Source organism: Marinobacter sp. ELB17 (assembly GCF_000169375.1).
Taxonomy (GTDB): domain Bacteria; phylum Pseudomonadota; class Gammaproteobacteria; order Pseudomonadales; family Oleiphilaceae; genus Marinobacter.
The window spans coordinates 300,194-323,067 of sequence record NZ_AAXY01000001.1; the positions used below are offsets into that span (position 1 = coordinate 300,194).

The following is a 22,874-nucleotide window of genomic DNA, read 5'->3' on the forward strand; positions in this document are numbered from 1 at the left end:
GGTACAGCATGACAACAGCTTCCGAACGCAACCCCATTGTCATTGTTGGCAGTGGCTTGGCCGGTTACTCGTTGGTGCGGGAGCTGCGCAAGCACGACGCGGACGCACCCATACTGCTGGTAACCGCCGATGACGGCACCAGCTACTCAAAGCCCATGCTGTCTAACGGCTTTGGTAAGGGCAAAGATGCCAACGGCCTGGCTCAGGCTACCCAGCATTCGATGGCTGAACAGTTTGATCTGCACCTGATGCCCCATACCTGGGTGACCGCTCTAAACCCACAGGCCCACCAGGTTCTGTTGGGTGACCACTGGCAAAGCTACAGCAAGTTAGTGCTGGCCTGGGGTGCGGAAGTGGTACCACTGCATCTGGCTGGCAGTGGCAGCGGTTCTGTGTATTCCATTAATGACCTGAACGACTATCGTGCCTTCCGTGCCGCCCTGACGGGCGCTGAGTGCGTGGCCATTATGGGCGCCGGGCTGATTGGCTGTGAATTTGCCAATGATTTGCTTCTGGGCGGGTATCAGGTAGAAGTGATTGCACCCTCGGCAACGGTGATGCCCACGCTGATGCCCGAACAGGCCGCTCGCGCCCTGCAAAATGAATTGGAGGCGCTGGGTGTGACTTTTCACCTGAATACCCAGGTTGATCGCATTGAGCAAGTGCCGGCCGGAGCCGATGGTGGAGTAACCCTGGCGCTGACCAACGGCCGGCATCTGCAGGCCGATGTGGTGATTTCGGCAGTGGGGCTAAGGCCGCGGACCGAACTGGCACAGCAGGCCGGGCTGGCGGTGAACCGCGGTATTGTGGTGAATCGGGCGCTGGAAACCTCGGCGCCCGATGTGTATGCCCTGGGCGACTGTGCTGAGGTGGATGGCCAACTACTGCTGTATGTTATGCCGCTGATGGCCAGCGCCCGTGCGTTGGCAAAAACCCTGAGCGGCGAGCGCAGCGAGGTGCTCTACCCGGCCATGCCGGTGATGATAAAAACACCTTGCTGCCCGGCGGCGGTAAACCCACCACCGGTGGGCGCGGAAGGGCATTGGCAGGTCGAGCAGGATGGCAATCACGTTAAAGCGCTGTTTAATAATCCAGAAGGTAAGCTGTTAGGCTTCGCGCTAACCGGTCGCTTTACCATGGAGAAACAGGCGTTGTCGCGGCAGTTGCCGGCGCTGCATAACGCAGCTTCCTGAGCGCGAATGGTCGGTTTTCATTGCCAAGCCGCGCGCCCTGGGTGAGAATTTAGGTCGTTTGCTTATTATCACTCAACAGGAGCCTGCATGCTGGATATAACCCGAAAACTGGTGGATTTGCTGAACGTGAGCGCTACCGGCGTAGATCATTTCCAGGGTGACAGCGAAGATCTGGGATTTCCAAACGTATTTGGCGGCCAGGTTCTGGGCCAGGCGCTGATGGCCGCCAGCCGTACCGTGGAGAACCGCCTATGTCATTCTCTGCATGCTTATTTTTTGCGCCCGGGTAACCAGCGCATGCCCATTGATTATGAAGTAGAGCGGGTGCGCGACGGCGGCAGCTTTTCTGTTCGGCGGGTGACCGCGCGCCAGGAAGGCAAGGAAATTTTGACCTGTTGTGCGTCTTTCCAAAGCGATGAGACAGGTCTTGAACACCAGTTTGAAATGCCAAAGGTGCCGGCGCCGGAAACCCTGAAAACCGAGCAGGAGCTGGGCGAACTGCTGGCGCCCCATGTTTCTGAAGCACTGCGCCATCTGCTGACGCGCGACCGACCGGTGGAGTTCCGCCCGGTCGCCCCGGGTGACCCGCTACATCCCGAACCCCGCCCACCCCGAGCACAGGATTGGGTGCGAGTAAGGGGTACCTTGCCGGATGACCCGGTGCTGCACCGCTGCTTACTGGCCTATGCCTCGGATTTTTCGTTTCTGGGCACGTCGCTGGTGCCCCATGGGGTCAAGTTTTGGGATGTCGGCTTGCGGGTAGCCAGCTTGGACCACGCTATGTGGTTTCACAGTGATTTCCGCATGGATGAGTGGTTGTTGTATGACAAAGACAGCCCGAGTGCGGCGGCAGGGCGGGGGTTGAATCGTGGTAGTTTCTACAATGCTTCCGGTGGAATAGTTGCTTCCTGTGCACAGGAATGCTTGATTCGCCTGCGAAAAAGCCAGTAGCTGTATAAAATGAACCCGTCAAAGCCGGGGTAAACAGCTCTGACTGGGATTTTGGTTTGTGTCTTAGGCAAGTGTTTTTAGTTGTTTGACCCATTCCTGCGCCCACTCAGCGGCCTCGATCTCGGGCGCCATGGTTTCCATGGCGTCGATGCGCAGGGTGTCACCCACTTTACGCGCGGAGGTTTCGTAGAGGGCTTCTTCGATCAGTTCGCCGGCGCCGCAAAAAGTGTCGCCGTAAGAGCTGTCACCCAGCACGATGCTGCCAAACGGGCGGCCGGGCTGCTGTGGCAGCTGGTCCCGCAAATCCACATAAAACTGCAGGATGTTGGAGGGCAGTTCACCCTGGCCAGTGGTAGAGGTGCACACCAGCAGGGCGTCGTTGTTGTCGGTGATGTCAGACAGCTGTGGCTCTTCCAGAACCGTTACACGGTAACCGAGCGGCGTCAGTGTCTTTTCGACGGCGCGGGCACTCATCAGAGCGCCACCGTAAACGCTGCCAACAAGAATGCGGATGGCTTGCATAGAAAAATTCCGAACAGTTGAGTGAGGTCTGGGTTTCTGGTGATGAGTTGCTGGTAATGAGAACCAGCTGCAACCATGTACAGTTTGAGATAATAGCCCTGACCGATCGTTTTTTGCAATGCGGTGATTTATGCCGGATTTATTTCAATTTCATTGCAAAAATTTTATAGTGCCGCCTGCAGTTTTTCTGCATTCAGATGACGCCATGCCACATGAGATATTCCATGATATGAGCCGTTCAAGCGGATTTTTGGACACACTTCTTACCAGCCCCTCCACGGAACGCTTTCGGGTTGGAATCAGCCTGTTGTTTTTACTGGGCGTTTGGTTGTCGGTAGGCTCGTTTGCGAGTGGCCTGCCAAACGGCATGCTGCTGATGGCCGCTGCAGTGATTGGTGGCTATATGGCCATCAACATCGGTGCCAACGATGTTGCCAACAATGTGGGCCCTGCGGTGGGCTCTGGCGCTTTGTCGCTGGGCGCCGCGGTTGCTCTGGCGGCTGTCTTTGAAGCCGCTGGCGCGTTGATTGCCGGCGGCGACGTGGTGTCTACCATCAAGGGCGGGATTATCGATCCGTCTAACCTGAGTGACGACGGCTCCTTTGTCTGGTTGATGACGGCAGCCCTGCTGGCCGGCGCGCTGTGGCTGAACCTGGCCACCTGGATGGGCGCTCCGGTGTCTACCACCCATTCTATTGTGGGCGGGGTACTGGGGGCGGGTATTGCTGCCGGAGGCTGGGGCATTGCGGACTGGGGAGTCATGGGCAAAATCGCGGCCAGTTGGGTAATTTCACCGGTGTTGGGTGGTGCTTTGGCCGCTCTGTTTTTGTACCTGATAAACCGCACCGTGTTGTACCGGCGCAATGTTATCGCGGCAGCGCGCATTTTTGTGCCTTGGCTGGTGGCCGGCATGGCCTGGGCGTTTGGCACGTATCTGATGCTCAAAGGCCTGAAAAAGCTTGTATCGCTGAACTTTATGGGTGCTGCGCTGGTGGGTCTGGTGGCTGCCGCGGCGGCTTTCTTCGCGATACGCGCGTTGGTTAACCGCAAAGCCGCGACTATGGAAAACAACGCCGCGGGCGTAAACACGCTGTTCACTTGGCCGCTGATTTTTGCCGCGGCGCTGCTCAGCTTCGCCCACGGCGCTAACGACGTTGCCAACGCTATTGGACCCTTGGCGGCCATAAACGATGCCTTGGCCAACGGCGGCGTGATGACGTCCTCCAGTATTCCTTTGTGGGTGATGGCGGTGGGCGCCTTGGGTATTGCGTTGGGCCTGATGCTGTTTGGCCCGCGGCTGATCAAAACCGTGGGCAGTGAAATCACAGAGCTGGATAAAACCCGCGCCTTTTGCATTGCGCTATCGGCTGCTTTGACCGTTATTTTGGCGTCGCAACTTGGACTGCCTGTTAGCTCCACCCACATCGCCATTGGCGGTGTGTTTGGCGTTGGTTTCCTGCGTGAGTATCTGAAGTCGAATTACGCCACCCAACTGCACAAGATCATGGAAGAGCGTGACCCCGTAGAGCGCGAACGTCTGAAGCCATTTCTGGATGACTTCCGTAACGCCTCGGTTGAGGAAATGGAAAATTTGCTCAAGCGTGCGAAGAAAAATAAAAAACAGGTACCACTGACAAAAAACGACCGCAAACGGCTGAAGAAAGTCTACCGGGAAGAAATGGTTAAGCGTTCCCATCTGACCCGCATCGCAGCGGCCTGGATTATTACCGTGCCGGCGTCGGCGTCGATTGCTGCCGTGTTGTTTTTCACCCTGCGCGGGCTAATGATTTAACGTCCTGTTTGGCTAACGAATCAGCGAAACGGGACACTAGCCGTTCAAGGCGAGTTTGCCCATACTGAGTAACACGACGTGGGAGTAATAGCTTCCGTAATTCTATTTGTTGGGGAGTGAGCTTATGAGTACATCTGTTGAAAGCAACCAGGCCAGGATAATTAACGAGCTGAGGGTGTTTATCAAAAAAGTAATGAGCGAACCCACCATTGCGGTCAGATCGATGGACATTGCCCGCAAGCATAAAGGCGAGCCCAATTCTGACGAGGCTATCGCGCGGGAAATCAGCTCCAGCACCAGTATTCGCATTCCGGAAAAGTGGAGCGATGCGGACCGCATGTTTTTAGACATCATTCACGAAGTGTTAGACGATGAAGACGCGCTTTATTAAGAGCTGATTAGAAACGCTTAGGCTTGCGCCCTGGCGCCGGTGGCCAGGTTGTTCAGAATTGCCATTTCGTCGGCAATACCGTCTTCGCCGGCCAGCAGCCGTTGCTCTGCCAGAATGTCCGACAGTATGTCGGCGGTGGTCAGCGGGTTGGCCAGCACCACGCGGAACACGATGCAGGGAAAGTTGAAGTAGTTGTCCGGCTCCAAACGAGTGCGGGAGACAAACGCCTTACCCCTTTCACGCTGGGTTTTCTGGATAAACTTGGTGACGCGGTTCAGGCTGGTGTTGATCTTTTCTGCTAGCATTTCATCGGCACTTTCCAGAGCCTGCCGGACCTGAGTTGGGCAGTAGCGATAGGTCAGAATGTTCAGTTCGGGCCGGGTGATCAGCTCAAAATCTTCAGCCTCATCAATCATGGCCGCGAATGTTCGGGCCTTGCCAATGCCTGCGTCAATCAGCAGTTCATAACCTTCTCGGGCCAGAATTTTCAGGCCAGAGTGAATCAGCATCGCCATGCCCGGGCGCGAGCCCTCAAGCGTGGTGCTGCCCAAATCCCGCGAGCCTTTGCGGATAATGTACTGGGCGTGGTGTTCAACCGCACTGGCCAGGCTGGGATCGCGGAACACCACCAAACCCACGCCCATGGGCACATAAAGCTGTTTATGAGCGTCAAAGGTGACCGAATCGGCTTTTTCAATGCCTTTTAGCAGCGAACGATAACGTCGGGAAAACAGGGTTGGCCCACCCCAAGCGGCATCTACGTGGAAGTGCGCGCCGAATTCGCGGGCGATATCGGCCATGGCTTCCAGCGGATCTACGTTGCCGGTTTCGGTTGTGCCGGCAATGCCACAGAGGGCGATCACCTTGATTTTCTGTTTTTGCAATTGCAGGCATTTTTCCCGCAGCGCATCAATCTGGATACGGTTGTTGCTGTCGGTTGCCACAGTCACCAGTGCATCGCGGCCCAGGCCCAATACGTCGGCGGCTTTGTTCAGGGAATAATGGCCGCGGCGCGACACAACAATAGCGGCGCCTTCGTAACCGTAATATTTCAAAGCGCGGAACAGGCCTTCCTGCTGCAAGCCGCGGAAGTTACCTTCCGCCGGAAATGCGTGGTTGCGGGCTACCCACAGCGCAGTAAGATTGGCAACGGTGCCGCCGGAACACATGGCGCCCAGCGCGTAGTGGGGGTTGTGCATCCATTTGCGGTAGAACGAACCGTCTTCTTCGAACACCAGCCGATGAATCATGCCCAGCACTTGGCGCTCCAGGGGCGTAAACGCCTTGGAGGTTTCGGTTTTCACCAGATTCTGGTTCAGGGCAATCATGATCTTCGACAGCGGCAGCATGAAATAGGGCAGTGCCGACGTCATGTGGCCGATAAAAGCCGGTGATGCGGTGTGTACCGAGTTTGCCACCAGTTTGTCGAGCAGAAACTGGGTTTGCTCAGACACAAAAATGGGCTTTTCTGGCACGCTGTATTCGGAGAAATTCTTCTCAACGTCAGCCAGGTCACGCTCTACCGCAACAATGTGATCCTGAAGAAAACCGGCAAGATTGCGGGATATATCCTGGTCAATTCGGCTCAGGGTAGAATCGGGTGCCTCAGGAATCGTGAAAACACGATACATTGCCTCTACAGAGGCCTGGGCGGATTTTTTAATTCCGGTCATAGGGCGCCACGCGCAGTCTCGAGGAGCCGTAGTATACGGCGTGAAAAGTGGTTACGCCACATTCGGCGGCGCCTCATCAAGTGTGCCTTACAGCAGCTGCCGATCGACGTCCAGAATGGCGGCATCAATACGTTCGCTGATGGCTTTTTCGACCTGGTCCAAGCGCTGGCTGATCTGCTGTGATGACGAGCCCAACGCCACGACAGTCCAGGTGGCGCAATCCAGGGTGTCCTGATGGTCGGTTTCGGCCACCGCCAGGTCCGGTTCTTTACCCCAGATCGTTTTTAATGGCGCAAATACTTTGCGCTTGGCTTTCAGATCATCACAGGCATAAAGTTGAAAGTGCAGGATGAGCACGCCGATGTGTGGGGTGATCGCCGGAGCCTGCGCCGACTCCTTGAGCAGTTTTCGTAATGCGTCTGACATTCACGATTCCTTCAGATTGATAGCCGTCCCCAATTTGCCAAGGTACGCCGATGACAGATTCACTTGCAAGTTTGCCGTTCGAACAGTTATTAAGCCGTGTACGGGCGTGCACCCTGTGTGCTGAAAATTTGCCCTACGGCCCTCGCCCGGTGATCCAGATGGCAGAGTCGGCAAGGATTCTTGTGGTAGGCCAGGCGCCCGGGCGCCGGGTGCATGAAACCGGTCTGCCCTTTAACGACCCCAGCGGCGATCGGCTGCGTCAGTGGATGGGTATTGGTCGCGAACCATTTTACGATGAACGCCAGCTGGCTATTCTGCCTATGGGCTTTTGCTACCCGGGTAGCGGTAAAAATGGCGATTTGCCACCGCGACCCGAGTGCGCGCAGGCTTGGCGCAGTGCCCTGCTGCAACGCTTGCCCAATGTGGCCATGACTCTGGTGATTGGCCAATACGCCCACAATTGGCACTTGGCGAACCCTGCCGGCACCGTCACGGCTAACGTGCAGAACTGGCGGGCGTACTGGCCGGCGCAGATGCCCATGCCACACCCCAGTCCTCGCAATAATCTGTGGTTACGCCGTAATCCCTGGTTTGAAGCTGAGGTGGTGCCAGCGCTTCAGCAGCGGATAGCGGGTTTGTTGAACGTTTGCTAATCCAGTTATGGCCCGAGCCTGCCTTAGGTCGATGCCGGCCTGAATTAGCAGTAATGCTAACAAAGTAAGTGCTATGCAGCCCTGCTTCCAGCATAGAATCTTGTCCTTTTTACGATCGGGGCAGAAAATTTAATAACTATTAAAATCAATGTCTTATGGTTTTTTACAAAAAATTACAAAAAAGTGTTTGCCAATAAATGGCCTTGTCATCGTTTACAGATTATAAAGACGCCAAGACAATCCAACATGTGGAACTCTGTCGAAATGGAACGCTGCTGGCCTGTGGTCTTTAGCGTTCGTATTTTTGGTTTTCGTTGATGGAGAACAACATGAGTGAATTCGACGAAAGCACTCTGGAAACATCTGGCGGTTGGTCTGCCGACGCTGAAAATACCCATTCCATTGCGGGTCGCGCCCGGGTTCGTGCCCAGTTGCAGGCTGACATTGAGGCCTTCCTGAGCCAGGGTGGCACCATCAGTGAAGTGGCGAATGGGTTTCGTAGCGATGGCGGCAGCAAAGTGGACTCAGGCTTTAACGGTCGTGCACTCTAAGCCTTAATCAGTCAAAAAGTGATGCCAGGCCTGGGCGATATTGCCCGGGCCTTTTTGTATATACGGTTACCGCAACTGCAAGCTTGGTGGCCGAGGTGTATCATAAAAACCTGTGCCGACGTTCGCAGCCGGCTTTTATTTTTGTACCACTCTTTTTGCCACTCTTTTTCCCAATCTGGAGGTTCTGTGTCGAATCTGACTCCCCGCATGTTTCCCGCCACCCGTTTACGCCGCAACCGCGCCAGTGATTTTTCCCGCCGGTTGGTGCGTGAAAACCAGCTGTCGCCTGACAATCTGATTTTCCCAGTGTTTGTGTTGGATGGCGAAAACCAGCGCGAAGCTGTGGCTTCTATGCCCGGCGTGGAGCGTTTGAGTATTGACCTTCTGGTAGCCCAAGCCGCCGAAGTGGTGGAGTTGGGCATACCGGCTATTGCCCTGTTCCCGGTGGTGCCTGCCGAGCATAAAGATCTGCAGGGCTCTGGCGCCTGGGACCCCCAGGGTTTGGCGCAGCGGGCTGTGCGTGCACTGAAACAGGCCCATCCGGAACTGGGTGTGATTACCGACGCCGCTCTGGACCCGTTTACCACACACGGCCAGGACGGCATTATTGATGACAACGGTTATGTGTTGAACGACATCACCGTAGATGCGTTGGTGAAACAAGCGCTGTCTCAGGCCGAAGCCGGTGCCGATGTCATTGCACCTTCCGACATGATGGACGGTCGCATTATTGCGATCCGCGAAGCACTGGAAGAAGCGGGCTACGTGAACACCCGCATCATGGCGTATTCCGCCAAGTACGCGTCTGCCTACTACGGCCCATTCCGCGACGCAGTAGGCTCTGCCGGCAACCTTGGCAAAGGCAATAAGGCTACTTACCAAATAGACCCGGCTAACAGCGACGAAGCCCTGCACGAAGTGGCCATGGACATCGCCGAAGGCGCCGATATGGTGATGGTAAAACCGGGCATGCCGTACCTGGACATTGTGCGACGAGTGAAAACCGAGTTGCAGGTGCCCACGTTCGCGTACCAGGTCAGTGGAGAATACGCCATGCACATGGCCGCAGCGCAGAATGGCTGGCTGGACGGCGATGCGGTGATGATGGAAAGCCTGATGGCCATGCGCCGTGCCGGCGCCGACGGTATCCTGACCTACTTTGCTCTTCGCGCTGCGCGGCTGATGAAACAGAAATGATCCGCAGTGCGGGGTCGCTCAGGCCCCGCGCTGAGAGCGCAGTAACAAAACAAGGACGGTAAGCCAATGACCAGTAAAAAGGGCAATCTGAAGATTGCCGACAATGATTCTACTTTGCCCGCAGCGGACACTGTGCTTTCGCCCGAGGAAAGTCTGAGCCTGGACGCCTGCCAAAATTTTTTCAACCGCGAGTTGAGCCAACTGCAGTTCAACCATCGGGTGTTGAAGCAGGCCCTGGACGACACCCATCCGCTAATCAACCGGCTTATTTTCTGCTGCATATTCAGCAGCAACATGGACGAATTCTTCGAAATCCGCGTGGCGGGTATGCGCCAGCAGTTGAAGTACGGCCGGGAGCAAATCCACGCCGACGGACTGCAGCCGGAACAGCTACTGGCGGAGATCAGCCGTGTGGCTCACGAGTACATTGACGAACAGTACGATATTTTGAACAACGTGCTGATTCCGGAATTGGAAAAGCAAAATATCCACTTTGTGCGCCGGCACGAGTGGACTCCGGCCCAGGCCCAATGGGTGCGCACCTATTTTGACGAAGAAATACTACCGGTGGTCAGCCCGATTGGCCTGGATCCATCGCACCCGTTCCCGCGGCTGGTGAATAAAAGCCTCAACTTTATTGTGGAACTGGACGGCAAAGATGCTTTTGGCCGTGAAACCGGTATGGCCATTGTGCCGGCGCCGAAGTCTTTGCCGCGGCTGGTGCGGCTGCCGGATGACGTTTGCGACGGCGGCGACAATCTGGTGTTTTTGTCGTCGATGATTCACGCCCATACCGACGAGCTGTTCCCGGGTATGGAAATCAAAGGCTGTTACCAGTTTCGCCTGACCCGTAATGCGGATCTGGAGCTGGAAGACGACCTGGAAGACCTGGCATCGGCCCTGCGCGGTGAGTTGCTGAGCCGCCGTTTTGGTGACGGTGTGCGCCTGGAAGTGGCGGATAATTGCCCGCAGGAGCTGGTTCAGTTTCTGCTGACCGAGTTTGGCCTGACCGAGCGCGACCTCTACGAGGTGCGTGGCCCGGTGAACCTGGCCCGGCTGCTGGCGGTAGGGGGTCTGGTGGACCGACCGGACCTGAGCTATTCCGGTTTTTCACCGGTGATCCCGCGCCAGATTCGCAGCCGTGACTCGATGTTTGACAGCATCCGCAAGCGTCCGATTCTGTTGCTCCATCCCTATGAGAACTTCAGTCCGGTGGTGGATTTGCTGCGCCAGGCCGCCAAAGATCCGCAGGTGCTGGCCATTCGTCAGACCTTGTATCGCTCCGGTGCCAACTCCGAAGTGGCCGAAGCCTTGGCCGATGCCGCTCGCCGCGGTAAGGAAGTCACCGTTGTTATCGAGCTGACGGCGCGATTCAGCGAGGAGGAAAACCTGGAGCTGGCCAGCCGCCTGCAGGAAGCCGGGGTAATTGTGGTGTACGGGGTAGTGGGCTACAAAACCCACGCCAAAATGATTCTGATTGTGCGCCGCGAAGAAGGCCGCTTGCGGCGCTATGTGCACTTGGGTACGGGTAACTATCATGCCGCCAACGCTCGCCTGTACACCGACTACAGCTTTATGACCTGCGACGAATCTATCGGCGACGATGTGAACAAACTGTTCCAGCAGTTGACCGGTATGGGCAAGGCGTTAAAAATCAAGAAACTGTTCCACTCACCATTCACTCTGCATTCGCGAATACTGCAACTGATTGAGCGGGAAACCCGCCTGGGTGAGAAGGGCCGGATTATTTTCAAGTTCAACGGCCTGACCGAGCCTCAGCTGATTAAAGCGCTGTATCGTGCCTCCCAGGCCGGTGCGAAAATTGACCTGATTATTCGTGGTATCTGCTGCCTTCGGCCCCAGGTGCCCGGGTTGTCGAGCACCATTCACGTGCGCTCTATTATCGGGCGCTTTCTGGAGCATACCCGGGTTTACTATTTTGGTAACGATGGCCAAGCCCAGGTGTATTGCTCCAGCGCCGATGGCATGGAACGTAACCTGCTAAGGCGGGTTGAAGTCGCCTTCCCTGTGGAGGAGCCGGCGCTGGTGGAGCGTTTGCAAGACGATTTGAATACCTATCTTGCTGATAACTGCCAGTCTTGGGTGTTGCAGGCTGATGGCAGTTATGAGCAGAACGAACCGGCGGAGGGCGAGCCAAGGCTGGCTTCGCAGTTGGTGTTGCTGGAGCGGCTGACCGCCAAATCTTGATTTATTAATGTGGTATGACTGGAGAACGCTTTGAAACGACAATGGATAATGGCATCTGCCGGACTGCTAGTGGTGGCGGGTATTGCATTGCCCTATGGCACAGGCTACCTGGCCGAGCAACAGTGGCAGCGGGCTTCACAGGAAGTGAACGGCTCCCAGACCTGGTTGGAAATGCAAGTCGGGCGCTACGATCGCGGATTTTGGAGCTCCGAATTTGAAGGTAAATTGTTGCTTCGGGACCCGGCAAGCGGTGAGGAACTGAGCGTTCCCTACCTTGCCAGCGTGAGCCACGGCGTGACCGGCAGCCTGACCGAATTTAAACCGGTGAACGGCTGGACCCCGGCAGGTGAAAGCTGGTTTGGCGATGATGCCCCGCGCTTGACCGCAGAAACCCGGCTTTGGGGTTCGGCGGTAGCCGAGCTGACCGTGCCTAAGTTCAGCATTACTGATGACGGTAGCGTGGAGACAGTCTTTGGCAGTGGTGGTGTGGTGCGCGTAAATGGCAGCCTCGGCGCAGACGCTGTGAATATCAGTGCAGACTGGCCGTCGCTGGTTATTGCCTCGGAAGAGGTAGACCTGCGCCTCAGTGATCTGACGCTGGAGCAGGAAATGCAGCGTCTGAGCGGTGACATCTGGATCGGCGAGGGCACCCTCGCTTTGCAAGGTCTGGAGTTGATGCCTGCAAACGCTGACGCCATTATGCTGCGCGGTCTGTCGCTCTATTCGAACAGCGAAGCGATAAACGACAACAGTGCTCTGGATTCGTTCATAAGCGTCAACCTGGACGAGCTGCAGTTGGCAGCAGGGGATACCCTGGGGCCACACCGCATTGAGTTTGCGCTGAAGGGCCTGAACGTAGAGGCCTGGAACGCTGTTAGCCGCAGCGTGACTGATATGCAGCTAGCGGCATTTGCCGCCGAAAACGGCGACCCAACCGCGTTTCAGCAACAAATGCAGGCGATGTCAGACGTAGGCGAGTCGATGCAGATGTTAGCCGCAGCGGGCTTCAGTGTGGGCTTCCCGGATATCCATCTGGTCAGCCCTGACGGGCCGTTGCAGGGCAAAGTGCTGGTAACCCATCCTGGGGCTGCGGGCGATTCTGAATCGTTACTGATCATGCCGGCGCTTGAAGGTGAAATGGAGTTATCCATACCGCTGGCCCTGGCTGAAAACAACGAAGCTGTGCGCATGCAAACAGCGCCTTTGATTAAAGATGGGTTGTTGATTACGGAAGGTGATCGCCTGTTGCTGAAGGCAACGTTGAAAGATTTGGTGTTGAACGTCAACGGCCGGCCAATTCCGCTGCCGCCGCTGTTGTAATCGATGGGTCTGGCCAGCCGCCTGGTTTGGCGCGCTGGCCGGTGTTGGTCTGGCTCAGGGAATAGCTCGGTTCGGGCGTTCCGCTTTAGCTGAATTTGTTTTTCAACGCGTCTTGCACCGCCGGATCGACAAATTCGGATACATCCCCGCCCAAGGACGCAATCTCGCGGATCAGGGTAGATGATATATAAGACAGGTGATTGGTTGGCGTGAGGAACACGCTCTCCAGTTCCGGCGCCAAGCGGCGGTTCATGTCTGCCAACTGAAATTCGTACTCAAAATCTGACACCGCCCGAAGGCCACGTAAAATCACCGTGGCGTTCTGCGAGCGCACAAATTCTGCTAACAAATTACTGAAGCCCATGACCGTCACGTTGGGAACATGGGCTGTGGCCCGGCGGACTAGTTCGCAGCGTTCCTCCAGCTCCAGTAAGGGCTTTTTCTTGGAGTTATAAGCCACCGCCACCACCACTTCGTCGAATAACCGGCTAGCCCGTTCAATTAAGTCAGTATGACCATGGGTGATGGGGTCAAACGTACCCGGGTAAATAACTTTTGGCATTTACAGCTCCGTCTCTACGTCGTTATTTTGCCCAGAATAGCAGCGCCAGCGATGTTTCGCGACGGGCCAGGCGCAACTGAATCAGCGAATAAACAGTTTGTAGATCAGCTTGTGGGCAACACCGCCGTGGGGCGGGTACACCATTTTGCCGCTGTTGAACTTCTGCTTGGCAAAAATTCCACGCTGATGGCTGAAGGTAAGAAACCCTTCTTTGCCGTGATAATGCCCCATTCCGGAATCACCTATGCCACCAAACGGCAGGTCGTCTTGCGCTACGTGCATCAGCGCGTCGTTTATGCACATGCCGCCGGAGTGGGTGTTGGCCACGACTTTTTGCTGTTCGTCCTGGTTGTAACCGAAGTAATACAAGGCCAGCGGGCGCGGGCGATCGTTAATAAAGAGCAGGGCGTCGTCCAGCGTTTCGTAAGCCACAACAGGCAGAATGGGGCCGAATATTTCGTCCTGCATTACCCGCATATCCGCCGTTGTGTTCAATAGTAACGTCAGCGGTAATTTGTGGCTCGCGGCATCCAGAATTTCGTTAGCAGGGTTGATCTCGACGAGTTCCGCGCCTTTGCTGCGGGCGTCATCCAGATAACCCTGCAGGCGCTGGTACTGGCGTTGGTTGATAATCGCCGTGTAGTCGGTGTTGTCCCGCAGTGACGGGTACATGGCGCTGAACTGTTTGCGGTATTCCTCAACAAAAGCAGCCACCCGGTCAGCCGGGCAAAGCACGTAGTCTGGTGCTACGCAAGTTTGGCCAGCGCTGAATGCCTTGCCAAAGGCAATGCGCTGGGCTGCGTCCTCCAGTGGTACGTCGGTTGCGACAATCGCCGGTGATTTTCCGCCAAGCTCGAGGGTGACGGGTGTCAGGTTTTTGGCCGCGGCCTGCATTACCAACTTGCCCACCGAGGTTGAACCAGTGAACAGCAAATGGTTGAACGGCCGCTCGGAGAAGTCTGCGGCGACCTTGGCGTCCCCCAGAATAACGGCTACCTGATCCTCGTCGAAGGTGGCTTCCACCAGCTCTTTCATCAGCGCGGAAGTGTGCGGGGTAAACTCCGACATTTTTACCATGGTGCGGTTGCCCGCGGCCAGCGACGCGACCAAAGGCCCGATGGCCAGGTAAAGCGGGTAGTTCCAGGGCACAATCACCCCCACCACACCTTTAGGCTGGTAATGCACCTGGTTGCTGGCAGGGCGGAACAGCATGGATACGTGCCGTTTTGACGGTTTCATCCAGCTGTCGAGATGTTTCAGGGTGTAGTTGATGCCCTGCACGGAAGGCATGATTTCGGCAATCAGGGTTTCATCTTTCGAGCGACAGCCAAAGTCTTTGTCAATGGCTGCTATGAGTAAGTCTTGCCAGCTCAGCAGCGCCTGTTTCAATCGATTCAGGTTGTCGCGGCGCTCGTCGGCTGTCGGCATGGGTTGGGCGCGAAACGCCTGCTGCTGTTTTTGGAAAACGGCGTGGGTATAACCAATTTGCTCGGCGCTGTTCTCTGCCGGGTTTTCCGTGTCTGCCGCCACACCGTTGGTGTTCTTTGCAGCGGCGGTTGCGAGGGTTGCGCCCATTAGAAAGACTCCCTGTGTGTCAGTGCAAAACGCACTTTGGTTGCGTTAAAATCCATTATTAGAGTATATACTCTAGTGAGTCAAGCGGCGTAAACAGAGGCGCCTGCTGCATCCGCTGGCGCTTGCGTGAGCGTTGATTTTTCGATTTTTGGCGACTTTATGAAAACCCGAGACCGAATTCTGCAGAGCAGTCTGCAGCTATTTAACCAAAGTGGTGAACGCGCGATAAGCACCAACCACATTGCGGCAGAACTGGCGATTTCGCCTGGCAATCTTTACTACCATTTCCGCAACAAGGCCGACATTGTTTACGAGCTGTTTCTAGCCTATCAGCAGCAGGTTGATTATTACCTGGCCGCACCTGGCAGCCAGCCTTTGGTGCTGGCAGATCTGGCCTGGTACCTGGAGGCAGTGTTCGACGGTTTGTGGCAATACCGGTTTTTCCATCGTGACCTAGAGTCACTGCTAGACGCAGACCCACGCCTGCGCGCAGGCTACGGTGATTTTACCGGCCGTTGCCTGAGCGCTATCAATGGTATCTTTAGCCAGCTCGCCAGCGGTGGCATTATTACGCCGCGCCCCGAGCCGCTGCGTTCCGCCATGGCGCTGAATGTGTGGTTGGTCATTACCAACTGGATGGCCTATTTAAAAACCGCTCACGCAACCGAAGAGCCAGCGGTATTATCGCTGGCGGAGTTGAAGCAGGGTATTTATCAGGTGCTGACTCTGGAGCTGCCACACGTGACCCCTGAATATCGCGAACCGGTGTTGGCACTGCGGGAGACTTATCGCCCGGGAACTTTTTGCCAAGCGGCGCATCCAAGTACGTAACATGGGGAATCCGGACGTTTCCCGTGTTTGTTTGGAAGCTCAAGGAAGGTGCTTTCAGGTTTTAGCACGTCGCAAACCCTGACGTTGGCCGGCCTGAATTATTTTAGGCCGGCTTTTTTCATGTCTGGCTTGCGTCGAAGGCGCGGGTTACTATCCGGCGGCGGCTTCCGGCTCTGCTTCTAACCACTGAGTCAGCGCCTGGCGGCATTCATCCAGGCCGGTTTTGTTGCTGGAGGAGAACATGATTAAATGCTGCACGCAGCTGAACTCGTTCAGCTTCTGGCGAATACCCAGCATGGCAGTTTTAGCCTGGCCAAATTTCAGTTTGTCGGATTTTGTCGCCAGAATCATCAGCGGCATGGTGTTGTGCTGGCACCATTGGACCATTGTTTGGTCGAATTCGGTCAGTGGGTGGCGGATATCCATAACCAATACCAGGCCGCGCAGGCAGCGGCGATCGTTCAAATAATGCCCCAAGTGGGTTTGCCAGTCGTCTTTCATGTCACGAGACACTCTGGCATAGCCGTAACCGGGCAAGTCTACTAGCCGGGCATTTTCCCGGTTTAGCGAAAAAAAATTGATTAGCCGGGTGCGCCCAGGGGTTTTGCTGGTTCGCGCCAGTTTGCCGTTTACGGTGATGGTGTTCAGTGCGCTGGATTTACCGGCGTTGGAGCGGCCGGCAAAAGCGACTTCTGCGCCAATATCCGCCGGGCATTCGTTCAGCTTCGACGCGCTGACCATAAATCGGGCACTATTGAATGACAGGTTTTTTTGAGTCAGATCAGAGTCCACGGCTATTCGCTTTCCTTTGGATTTTAGTTAGCAGGGATTAATGTATAATGCTACACCAATTCCGGGCGGTGCGCTTGGCGTCTCCGCAGTTTCAGCCCCGGTATTGTGCCTGAACGGTCCAGTCCTTACGGCTGCATAACCAAGAATATTTTAAGATGAGAGAAGCGGAGCGAGCATGAAGAAACTGATCGCAGGAGTTGTTCTCGGTGTCGGCCTTACAGCGATGGCGCACGGGGCAGGAGATCCTCAAACAGGTGAAGAGAACGCAGCAGCATGCCAAGCCTGTCACGGGCAGGGTGGCGCCAATCCCATAATGGGCGTTTATCCGAAAATTTCGGGTTTGGGTGAAAAATATCTGCACAACCAATTGGTTGCCATCCAGAAAGACGAGCGTGTCATTGTTGAAATGACCGGCCAGCTAACGGGTAAGTCCGATCAGGATTTGCAGGATCTTGCGGCCTATTTTGCCGGCCAGGACAGGGGCGTGAACCAGGCTGATCCGGATTTGGTTGCTCAGGGCCAGGCTTTGTATCGCGGCGGCAATATGGCATCGGGTGTTCCATCCTGTGCCGGTTGTCACAACCCGCAAGGGCATGGCAACGCGCCTGGTGGTTACCCGGCATTGGGTGGCCAGAACGCGGAATACGTGGCCAAGCAGTTGCACGCCTACCGTGACGGTACCCGTGCCAACGGCAATAATGCAGCGATCATGATGGACGTAGCGTCCAGGTTGACCGATGTTGAAATTGAAGCTGTTGCCAGTTACGTTTCTGGGCTTAACTGAGTCAGGCCGTTGTTTTAGCAAAAACCCTGCCTGAGCAGGGTTTTTTGTTATTTACCGGACGGCAACCCGGTTGGTGCTAGTGTGAATGGAACTTTTTCGCCCTCTGTGGTCATAACCCTACTTTACGTAATCAACAAGTCGGAGACAGTGAATGATTAAGACAGTGATAAAGGCCGCCGTACTGGCGGGAGCTATGGCTATTGCATTGCCCGCTATGGCGGCGGATTGGCAGCAGGGCACCCACTACAAAGTGCTGGATAACCCAGTGCGAACCGATCAGGCCGAAAAAATAGAGGTCGCCGAGGTGTTCTGGTACGGCTGCCCGCACTGTTATTCATTCAAGCCGCTATCCGAAGAATACGAAAACAACGCGCCAGACTACGTTGACTATGTTCGCTTGCCTGCCGCGCTGGGTAAGTCTTGGGAACCCCACGCTTACGCGTTTTATGCGCTGCAGGCCATGGGTGAACTGGATAAGGTTCACAATGCCCTGTTCGAGGCTTTGGTGGTCGAACGCCGACAGCTGAACACGCCTGAAGCCCTGGCGGACTTTGTCGCCGAGCACGGTGTGGATGCGGATGAATTTCTGAAGAACTATAAAAGCTTTGGTGTTAATGCCCGCATGCAGCAGGCGCAGGCCAAAATACGCGGCGCGCGAGTGACCGGAACACCGACTATGCTGGTAAATGGCAAGTACATTGTTACCGCTTCTACGGCCGGTAGCCCGCAAGCGGCGATCGAGGTGGTTAAATACCTGGTTGCCCAGGAGCACGGCGACGGCGAATAAGCGTGAGAAGCCGTTGAGCGGGCAACGCGTGAATTCTTAAGATATAGGTGGCTATGTATAAGCGTTTGCGCAATCAGTGGAATGATATGCGGCGTTCCGCGGGTGATGCTCGCGGCAGCTCATCGGGTGTGGACCACGTTCCGGATTTTGCGGAAGGTGGTCACCTCCGGCTGCTAACGTTTAATATTCAGGTGGGCATCAGCACTTCGTCATACCGGCACTACCTAACCCGCAGTTGGCAACACGTGTTGCCTCATCGTAGCCGTTTTGAAAATCTGGACCGGATTGCCACGCTGCTCAGTAATTACGACGTTATTGCGCTACAGGAATGTGACGGTGGCAGTTTGCGCAGTGGTCATATCAATCAGGTTCAGTACCTGGCCGAGGCCGCCGGTATACCCTATTGGTATCAGCAGCTAAACCGAAATCTTGGGCAGTTTGCCCAGCACAGCAACGGCTTGCTGAGCCGGTTTCGGCCGCTCGAGGTAAAAGAGCACCGTTTGCCGGGGTTGATTCCCGGCCGTGGTGTGATAGTCGCCAAGTACGGCAATCCGGAAGACCCGCTGTTGCTGGTTATGATGCACCTGTCGCTGAGTAAATCGGCCCAGCAGCGCCAGCTGGGCTTTGTTAGCGACTTGATCAGCGACTATCGTCACGTGGTGCTGATGGGCGACATGAACGCCCATGCGGAGCAGCTGCTGACCAATACGCCGCTGAAGCAGACCGACTTGATTCCGTTGCCGGCAAACGCTCACAGTTTTCCTAGCTGGCGCCCTGAAAAAGCGCTGGACCATATTCTGGTGAGCCCGAGCCTTCAGGTTCACAGCTCCGGTGTAGTCAGTTACCCGGTGTCAGATCACCTGCCCATCGCCTTGGACATTACCCTGCCAAAACCGGGTGCAACGTCGCCAAAATCGTCTTGAAGTGCTTTTTAACCATAAAAAAACCCGACTCGATGGTCGGGTTTTTTTATGGTCACCGGATCAACTACTTGATCTTGGCTTCCTTGTAGGTCACGTGCTTACGTACAACCGGGTCGAACTTGCTCAGCTGGATTTTCTCCGGCGTGTTGCGCTTGTTCTTCATGGTGGTGTAAAAGTGACCCGTACCTGCTGATGAAACCAGCTTGATTTTTTCGCGCATTATATGGCTCCTTAAAATTTCTCGCCACGGGCACGAAGATCGGCCAGTACGATATCAATACCTTTTTTGTCGATGATGCGCATACCCTTGGTGGATACGCGCAGCTTCACGAAGCGCTTCTCGGTTTCAACCCAAAAGCGATGGCTCTGCAGATTCGGCAGAAAACGACGACGAGTGTGATTCATCGCGTGGGATACGTTGTTACCAGCAACCGGACGTTTACCGGTAACTTGACAAACTCTGGACATACTTGCCTCCGACCTTGAGCTATGGTCTTAATAATCGAATTCGTTGATTGCGTCTCTGGTTGCCTAGGGGGCAATTAGAGCTTCCTGTTCGCGTCTAAAAACCGAACGTAACTCGCCAGACGCCGCCAGAATAGGGACGCTTTTATACCAGAACTGGCGGCCCAACGCAAAAAAATTGTTGGTAAATTGTTCAATTTTCGAGCTTGGTTAACCCAAGTCTACATCAAACCCCGTTCGGCCAGTGATATTACCTCACCGTGGCCCACAACCATATGGTCAAGAACCCTGATATCCACCAGCGCCAGAGCGTCTTTCAGGCGCTTGGTCAGTGCGATGTCGGCCTGGCTGGGTTCGGCGACACCGCTGGGGTGATTGTGGGCAAATATAACCGCTGCTGCGTTGTCTTCCAACGCCTGGCGCACCACCTCCCGCGGGTACACCGCGGCGCCGTCAATGGTGCCACGGAACAGCTCGCGATAGTGGATTATCCGGTGCCGGTTATCCAGAAACAGGGCGGCGAAGACTTCGTGTGGGTAAGTGCCAAGGCGACTGGCCAGAAAGCGCCGGGTATCTTCGGGGGATTTTAATGGATCCCCTTGGCGCAGAGGCTCCTCCGTTACCCGCCGTGCCATCTCCATGGCTGCCTGCATTTGCGCGTACTTGGCAGTACCCAGGCCTTTTACGCTGCAGAACTGACGGCTGGATGCGGTCATCAGGCTGCGTAATCCGCCAAAGGTTTTTAAAAGATACCTGGCCATTTCCATCACGGGCATGCCGCGGGTGCCGGTGCGCAGGAATATGGCCAGCAGCTCGGCGTCTGACAAGCACCCTGAACCGTGGGCCAGCAAACGCTCACGGGGGCGCTCATCGGTAGGCCATAATGCCGCGAACGGCGCCGCTGCAGCGCTGGCGAACGGTGCTGCTGAGGCGCTGTCTGCTATCGCTGAGGTTGCCTTGGACGTAGGCGCCCGAGTGGTCTCTGTAGAGGGCTTAACGGAACTGGGTGTCGCCTGGGGGTTTCTCATGATTGCATCCTTGCAAATGAAAGGGCGGCTGATTCGAGCCGCCTAGGGGAACAGGTTCCAGATTACTAGATGAAGGCTGTCGTTGCGACCATGGGAGGCAAGGTGTGGCGATTCGGAGTTTAATAACAAACCAGATTACTAGCGGGTTTAATGTAATATTAAGACGTTCCCGTTTAAGCTCAATGCTCGTTCTCACGTAGCTGGCAGCCATGAAAACATTGATCATCGAAGATGACCGGGACCTGGCGTTGGCGATGTCGGAGTATCTCGAGCTGCACAACGTCGAATGCGACTTCGCCTACAACGGGGCGAGCGGTATCACCTTGGCTTTGCAGCATCGATATGACTGTCTGATTCTGGATAATATGCTGCCGAAGGTATCGGGCACCGATGTTTGCCGGCAGCTTAGGGCTAACGGAATCGACACGCCGATATTGATGCTGACCGCCTGTGATATGGAGGCAGACCAACTGAATGCTTCAGCGCAGGGCTTGATGATTACGTCATCAAGCCCTGCGCTATGCCTTTGCTTCTGGCCCGCCTGAACTCGTTGTACCGTAGGGATAATCCGGAACGCGAATGCATACAGATTGCCGACCTCAGGATCTACCCGAAAGAGTATCGAGCCATTCGTTCTGAACAGGAGCTGAAGCTCACGCCGACCAGTTGGAAAATTCTGCTGTTCCTTGCCCGCCGGTCGCCGGTCGTGGTTTCGAGAAACGAGATCGAGGCGCATATTTGGCCGAATGACGATGTGGATGAGGGCACCGTTAACGTCCATTTGCACCAGCTGCGCAAGGTGGTGGACAAACCCTTTAACTGTCCCCTGATTCGCACCCATGTTGGAATTGGTTTGTCGCTTTCCGGAGAAACACCGTGACAAAAGCTCTTCACGCCGTCAATCCGGTCAGGAGTCTGGCGGCGCAATCCCGACAGCAACTGCTGTATCTCGCGATTGCCCTGTTTATCGGGCTGATTGCCCTGGTAACCAGCTTCAGCGTTTACCAGATAGACCAGGCCGGCAAGAACTATATGCGCCTCGACGCCATCAAGCTGGAACAGCGTAACGAACACCCCGACTATGTTCTGCCGCAACAGGATGACTTCAGTGCCTATCGGAAATGGGAGGACATCCCCCAAGGGGTTCGCCAGCTTTTCTCCGCTGGCAAAATCCAGCCCTCGGACCCTCTGGAAATAGAAAGGGTTAATGAAAGGGGTGTTCGCGAATACGGTTACCTGCTGTATTCCAATCGTTATCAATCTGGCGGACTCTACCTGTTAGAGTTTGAAGAGGCTGACAAGATTGAGGCCCTGACTGAAGCTATTTTCAAGCGAACACTGATCGACGCCAGCCTGATCACTGGGCTATTTATACTGGTCCTGTTCTTTGTTATATCCTGGCTCTTCAAGAGAGCCTTGAAACCTCTTGCGCTGCTCGTTGAATGGTCAAATCAGGTCAAGCAAAATCCCAATAATAAAATCAATGCCCAATTCTCGATCAGCGAACTGAATGAGATCGCTGAACACTTGCTGTCGACTCTGCAACAGGTCCGCGAATACAACGAGCGTGAGCAGCAGTTCCTCCGGCACGCTAGCCATGAGTTCAGAACCCCGCTGGCTATCATTCAAGCTTCTCTCGATACCTTGATGGTCAGAATCGCTCCCGAAGACCCCAATTACCGCTCACTATTGCGGGCCGGCCGGGCCAGCGCCAATATGATTCTGCTATCGGAGGCGCTGTTGTGGCTGGCACGCCAACACGCCAGGCCCATCGGTAAATCCGTCGTCCGGTCGGGTGCGCTGTGCCGTGAGCTGTTTGCGGATATGCAGTACTTGATTGAGAACAAAAGTATCCAGGTTTCAATGGACGACCAAGCTGGCAGTATCAGCATCGAAAAAGATCTGTTTCGCATTGTGCTGGCCAACCTGATTCGTAACGCTTTTCAGAACACGGCCAGTGGCACCATTGCCGTCGCAATCACCGACAATTCGTTTGCCATTTCAAATCCCGTTGATACGGAGGATTTGACGGAAACCGTCCGCTTTGGACTGGGCTTGCAACTTGTTGAACGTATTGCCGCCAAGCTTGATTGGCAGTTTGACTTCAGTCTCGATCGCCATTCTGCGCGGGTGGTCCTGCGCTGGAATCTATCCTCAGTTCCTGTTTCTCCCCAATCTTCTTAAGATCCTCTTAATACCCGCTGTCGGAAAATAGACTCTAGAAAAATTGGCCTCTTGCTGCACTTAGGG

General features: G+C 55.3%; 25 protein-coding genes. 16 read left to right on the forward strand and 9 right to left on the reverse strand.

All coding sequences use genetic code 11. The features are described 5' to 3' along the window. The first annotated feature begins 8 nt into the window (after window positions 1-8). Together MELB17_RS01470 and MELB17_RS01475 are read left to right on the forward strand one after the other, a co-directional pair. Window positions 9-1,193, forward strand: coding sequence for an FAD-dependent oxidoreductase (locus MELB17_RS01470; RefSeq protein ID WP_007348345.1), 1,185 nt, complete (start codon window positions 9-11; stop codon window positions 1,191-1,193). A gap of 87 nt (window positions 1,194-1,280) precedes the next feature. Beyond that, window positions 1,281-2,144 carry an acyl-CoA thioesterase gene (locus MELB17_RS01475; protein WP_007348346.1) on the forward strand — a complete coding sequence of 288 codons (864 nt, stop codon included), beginning with the start codon at window positions 1,281-1,283 and terminating at the stop codon, window positions 2,142-2,144. A 63-nt stretch (window positions 2,145-2,207) separates the two neighbouring features. Here the strand turns inward: MELB17_RS01475 and MELB17_RS01480 are convergent, their stop codons facing one another. After that, window positions 2,208-2,666, reverse strand: coding sequence for a flavodoxin (locus MELB17_RS01480; protein ID WP_007348347.1), 459 nt, complete (start codon window positions 2,664-2,666; stop codon window positions 2,208-2,210). 229 nt (window positions 2,667-2,895) lie between these two features. On the opposite strand from MELB17_RS01480, the gene MELB17_RS01485 reads away from it, so the two are divergent. Both MELB17_RS01485 and MELB17_RS01490 read left to right on the forward strand, forming a co-directional pair. After that, window positions 2,896-4,458, forward strand: coding sequence for an inorganic phosphate transporter (locus MELB17_RS01485; protein WP_036183292.1), 1,563 nt, complete (start codon window positions 2,896-2,898; stop codon window positions 4,456-4,458). Window positions 4,459-4,582: 124 nt separating this feature from the next. Next, window positions 4,583-4,849 carry a hypothetical protein gene (locus tag MELB17_RS01490; RefSeq protein ID WP_007348349.1) on the forward strand — a complete coding sequence of 89 codons (267 nt, stop codon included), beginning with the start codon at window positions 4,583-4,585 and terminating at the stop codon, window positions 4,847-4,849. Between the two features lie 17 nt (window positions 4,850-4,866). On the opposite strand, the gene panP is transcribed toward MELB17_RS01490, so the two are convergent. Together panP and MELB17_RS01500 are read right to left on the reverse strand one after the other, a co-directional pair. Further along, window positions 4,867-6,522: a pyridoxal-dependent aspartate 1-decarboxylase PanP gene (gene panP / locus MELB17_RS01495; protein WP_007348350.1), complete on the reverse strand. Its 1,656-nt coding sequence runs from the start codon at window positions 6,520-6,522 to the stop codon at window positions 4,867-4,869. Between the two features lie 87 nt (window positions 6,523-6,609). Further along, window positions 6,610-6,948 (reverse strand): DUF503 domain-containing protein, encoded by a 339-nt coding sequence (locus tag MELB17_RS01500; RefSeq protein ID WP_007348351.1) that lies wholly within the window; start codon window positions 6,946-6,948, stop codon window positions 6,610-6,612. A gap of 50 nt (window positions 6,949-6,998) precedes the next feature. On the opposite strand from MELB17_RS01500, the gene MELB17_RS01505 reads away from it, so the two are divergent. The 5 genes from MELB17_RS01505 to MELB17_RS01525 all read left to right on the forward strand — a co-directional run bounded on the left by MELB17_RS01505 (window position 6,999) and on the right by MELB17_RS01525 (window position 12,877). Next, window positions 6,999-7,601: a uracil-DNA glycosylase family protein gene (locus tag MELB17_RS01505; RefSeq protein WP_007348352.1), complete on the forward strand. Its 603-nt coding sequence runs from the start codon at window positions 6,999-7,001 to the stop codon at window positions 7,599-7,601. Window positions 7,602-7,930: 329 nt separating this feature from the next. After that, window positions 7,931-8,152, forward strand: a complete 222-nt coding sequence (locus MELB17_RS01510) for a hypothetical protein (RefSeq protein WP_007348353.1) — start codon at window positions 7,931-7,933, stop codon at window positions 8,150-8,152. Between the two features lie 207 nt (window positions 8,153-8,359). Next, entirely contained in the window at window positions 8,360-9,349 is a 990-nt protein-coding gene (hemB, locus tag MELB17_RS01515; RefSeq protein ID WP_007348354.1) for a porphobilinogen synthase, read from the forward strand. Window positions 9,350-9,415: 66 nt separating this feature from the next. Next, window positions 9,416-11,557, forward strand: coding sequence for a polyphosphate kinase 1 (ppk1, locus tag MELB17_RS01520; RefSeq protein WP_007348355.1), 2,142 nt, complete (start codon window positions 9,416-9,418; stop codon window positions 11,555-11,557). Window positions 11,558-11,605: 48 nt separating this feature from the next. Then, window positions 11,606-12,877 (forward strand): DUF945 family protein, encoded by a 1,272-nt coding sequence (locus MELB17_RS01525; protein WP_007348356.1) that lies wholly within the window; start codon window positions 11,606-11,608, stop codon window positions 12,875-12,877. Window positions 12,878-12,962: 85 nt separating this feature from the next. Here the strand turns inward: MELB17_RS01525 and coaD are convergent, their stop codons facing one another. After that, window positions 12,963-13,439, reverse strand: a complete 477-nt coding sequence (coaD, locus tag MELB17_RS01530; protein ID WP_007348357.1) for a pantetheine-phosphate adenylyltransferase — start codon at window positions 13,437-13,439, stop codon at window positions 12,963-12,965. Between the two features lie 81 nt (window positions 13,440-13,520). Next, a complete protein-coding gene (locus tag MELB17_RS01535) occupies window positions 13,521-15,014 on the reverse strand; it encodes a coniferyl aldehyde dehydrogenase (protein WP_007348358.1) in 1,494 nt (497 codons plus the stop codon). A gap of 126 nt (window positions 15,015-15,140) precedes the next feature. Here MELB17_RS01535 and MELB17_RS01540 point away from each other — a divergent pair, with 126 nt between their 5' ends. Continuing rightward, window positions 15,141-15,845: a TetR/AcrR family transcriptional regulator gene (locus MELB17_RS01540; protein ID WP_007348359.1), complete on the forward strand. Its 705-nt coding sequence runs from the start codon at window positions 15,141-15,143 to the stop codon at window positions 15,843-15,845. 150 nt (window positions 15,846-15,995) lie between these two features. Here the strand turns inward: MELB17_RS01540 and yihA are convergent, their stop codons facing one another. After that, complete coding sequence (gene yihA / locus MELB17_RS01545) at window positions 15,996-16,637, reverse strand: ribosome biogenesis GTP-binding protein YihA/YsxC (RefSeq protein ID WP_007348360.1); 642 nt, start codon at window positions 16,635-16,637, stop codon at window positions 15,996-15,998. A 175-nt stretch (window positions 16,638-16,812) separates the two neighbouring features. Here yihA and MELB17_RS01550 point away from each other — a divergent pair, with 175 nt between their 5' ends. From MELB17_RS01550 to MELB17_RS01560, 3 genes are all read left to right on the forward strand, one after another. Beyond that, complete coding sequence (locus tag MELB17_RS01550; protein ID WP_007348361.1) at window positions 16,813-17,421, forward strand: c-type cytochrome; 609 nt, start codon at window positions 16,813-16,815, stop codon at window positions 17,419-17,421. A gap of 151 nt (window positions 17,422-17,572) precedes the next feature. Next, window positions 17,573-18,208, forward strand: a complete 636-nt coding sequence (locus MELB17_RS01555; protein WP_007348362.1) for a thiol:disulfide interchange protein DsbA/DsbL — start codon at window positions 17,573-17,575, stop codon at window positions 18,206-18,208. Between the two features lie 53 nt (window positions 18,209-18,261). Beyond that, window positions 18,262-19,131 (forward strand): endonuclease/exonuclease/phosphatase family protein, encoded by an 870-nt coding sequence (locus MELB17_RS01560; RefSeq protein ID WP_007348363.1) that lies wholly within the window; start codon window positions 18,262-18,264, stop codon window positions 19,129-19,131. Window positions 19,132-19,195: 64 nt separating this feature from the next. Here the strand turns inward: MELB17_RS01560 and rpmG are convergent, their stop codons facing one another. From rpmG to radC, 3 genes are all read right to left on the reverse strand, one after another. After that, window positions 19,196-19,351 (reverse strand): 50S ribosomal protein L33, encoded by a 156-nt coding sequence (rpmG, locus tag MELB17_RS01565; protein WP_007348364.1) that lies wholly within the window; start codon window positions 19,349-19,351, stop codon window positions 19,196-19,198. A gap of 11 nt (window positions 19,352-19,362) precedes the next feature. After that, complete coding sequence (rpmB, locus tag MELB17_RS01570; protein ID WP_007348365.1) at window positions 19,363-19,599, reverse strand: 50S ribosomal protein L28; 237 nt, start codon at window positions 19,597-19,599, stop codon at window positions 19,363-19,365. A gap of 218 nt (window positions 19,600-19,817) precedes the next feature. Continuing rightward, window positions 19,818-20,624 (reverse strand): RadC family protein, encoded by an 807-nt coding sequence (radC, locus tag MELB17_RS01575; RefSeq protein WP_198136418.1) that lies wholly within the window; start codon window positions 20,622-20,624, stop codon window positions 19,818-19,820. Window positions 20,625-20,833: 209 nt separating this feature from the next. Between radC and MELB17_RS24875 the strand changes: the two genes are divergently transcribed. From MELB17_RS24875 to MELB17_RS01585, 3 genes are read left to right on the forward strand one after another with little or no spacing between them, the layout of a single operon-like run. After that, window positions 20,834-21,169 (forward strand): response regulator, encoded by a 336-nt coding sequence (locus MELB17_RS24875; protein WP_007348368.1) that lies wholly within the window; start codon window positions 20,834-20,836, stop codon window positions 21,167-21,169. Next, window positions 21,145-21,504, forward strand: coding sequence for a winged helix-turn-helix domain-containing protein (locus MELB17_RS24880; RefSeq protein ID WP_007348369.1), 360 nt, complete (start codon window positions 21,145-21,147; stop codon window positions 21,502-21,504). Before MELB17_RS24875 ends, MELB17_RS24880 begins: the two co-directional genes overlap by 25 nt. Then, complete coding sequence (locus tag MELB17_RS01585; RefSeq protein WP_007348370.1) at window positions 21,501-22,808, forward strand: sensor histidine kinase; 1,308 nt, start codon at window positions 21,501-21,503, stop codon at window positions 22,806-22,808. Before MELB17_RS24880 ends, MELB17_RS01585 begins: the two co-directional genes overlap by 4 nt. The last annotated feature ends 66 nt before the right edge of the window (window positions 22,809-22,874 follow it).

Bases quoted from the DNA above. Each gene is read 5' to 3' on its own strand.
- MELB17_RS01470 (WP_007348345.1), top strand. From the start codon at position 9: ATGACAACAGCTTCCGAACGCAACCCCATTGTCATTGTTGGCAGTGGC.
- MELB17_RS01475 (WP_007348346.1), top strand. From the start codon at position 1,281: ATGCTGGATATAACCCGAAAACTGGTGGATTTGCTGAACGTGAGCGCT.
- MELB17_RS01480 (WP_007348347.1), bottom strand. From the start codon at position 2,666: ATGCAAGCCATCCGCATTCTTGTTGGCAGCGTTTACGGTGGCGCTCTG.
- MELB17_RS01485 (WP_036183292.1), top strand. From the start codon at position 2,896: ATGAGCCGTTCAAGCGGATTTTTGGACACACTTCTTACCAGCCCCTCC.
- MELB17_RS01490 (WP_007348349.1), top strand. From the start codon at position 4,583: ATGAGTACATCTGTTGAAAGCAACCAGGCCAGGATAATTAACGAGCTG.
- panP (WP_007348350.1), bottom strand. From the start codon at position 6,522: ATGACCGGAATTAAAAAATCCGCCCAGGCCTCTGTAGAGGCAATGTAT.
- MELB17_RS01500 (WP_007348351.1), bottom strand. From the start codon at position 6,948: ATGTCAGACGCATTACGAAAACTGCTCAAGGAGTCGGCGCAGGCTCCG.
- MELB17_RS01505 (WP_007348352.1), top strand. From the start codon at position 6,999: ATGACAGATTCACTTGCAAGTTTGCCGTTCGAACAGTTATTAAGCCGT.
- MELB17_RS01510 (WP_007348353.1), top strand. From the start codon at position 7,931: ATGAGTGAATTCGACGAAAGCACTCTGGAAACATCTGGCGGTTGGTCT.
- hemB (WP_007348354.1), top strand. From the start codon at position 8,360: ATGTTTCCCGCCACCCGTTTACGCCGCAACCGCGCCAGTGATTTTTCC.
- ppk1 (WP_007348355.1), top strand. From the start codon at position 9,416: ATGACCAGTAAAAAGGGCAATCTGAAGATTGCCGACAATGATTCTACT.
- MELB17_RS01525 (WP_007348356.1), top strand. From the start codon at position 11,606: ATGGCATCTGCCGGACTGCTAGTGGTGGCGGGTATTGCATTGCCCTAT.
- coaD (WP_007348357.1), bottom strand. From the start codon at position 13,439: ATGCCAAAAGTTATTTACCCGGGTACGTTTGACCCCATCACCCATGGT.
- MELB17_RS01535 (WP_007348358.1), bottom strand. From the start codon at position 15,014: ATGGGCGCAACCCTCGCAACCGCCGCTGCAAAGAACACCAACGGTGTG.
- MELB17_RS01550 (WP_007348361.1), top strand. From the start codon at position 16,813: ATGAAGAAACTGATCGCAGGAGTTGTTCTCGGTGTCGGCCTTACAGCG.
- MELB17_RS01555 (WP_007348362.1), top strand. From the start codon at position 17,573: ATGATTAAGACAGTGATAAAGGCCGCCGTACTGGCGGGAGCTATGGCT.
- MELB17_RS01560 (WP_007348363.1), top strand. From the start codon at position 18,262: ATGTATAAGCGTTTGCGCAATCAGTGGAATGATATGCGGCGTTCCGCG.
- rpmG (WP_007348364.1), bottom strand. From the start codon at position 19,351: ATGCGCGAAAAAATCAAGCTGGTTTCATCAGCAGGTACGGGTCACTTT.
- rpmB (WP_007348365.1), bottom strand. From the start codon at position 19,599: ATGTCCAGAGTTTGTCAAGTTACCGGTAAACGTCCGGTTGCTGGTAAC.
- radC (WP_198136418.1), bottom strand. From the start codon at position 20,624: ATGAGAAACCCCCAGGCGACACCCAGTTCCGTTAAGCCCTCTACAGAG.
- MELB17_RS24875 (WP_007348368.1), top strand. From the start codon at position 20,834: ATGAAAACATTGATCATCGAAGATGACCGGGACCTGGCGTTGGCGATG.
- MELB17_RS24880 (WP_007348369.1), top strand. From the start codon at position 21,145: ATGCCTTTGCTTCTGGCCCGCCTGAACTCGTTGTACCGTAGGGATAAT.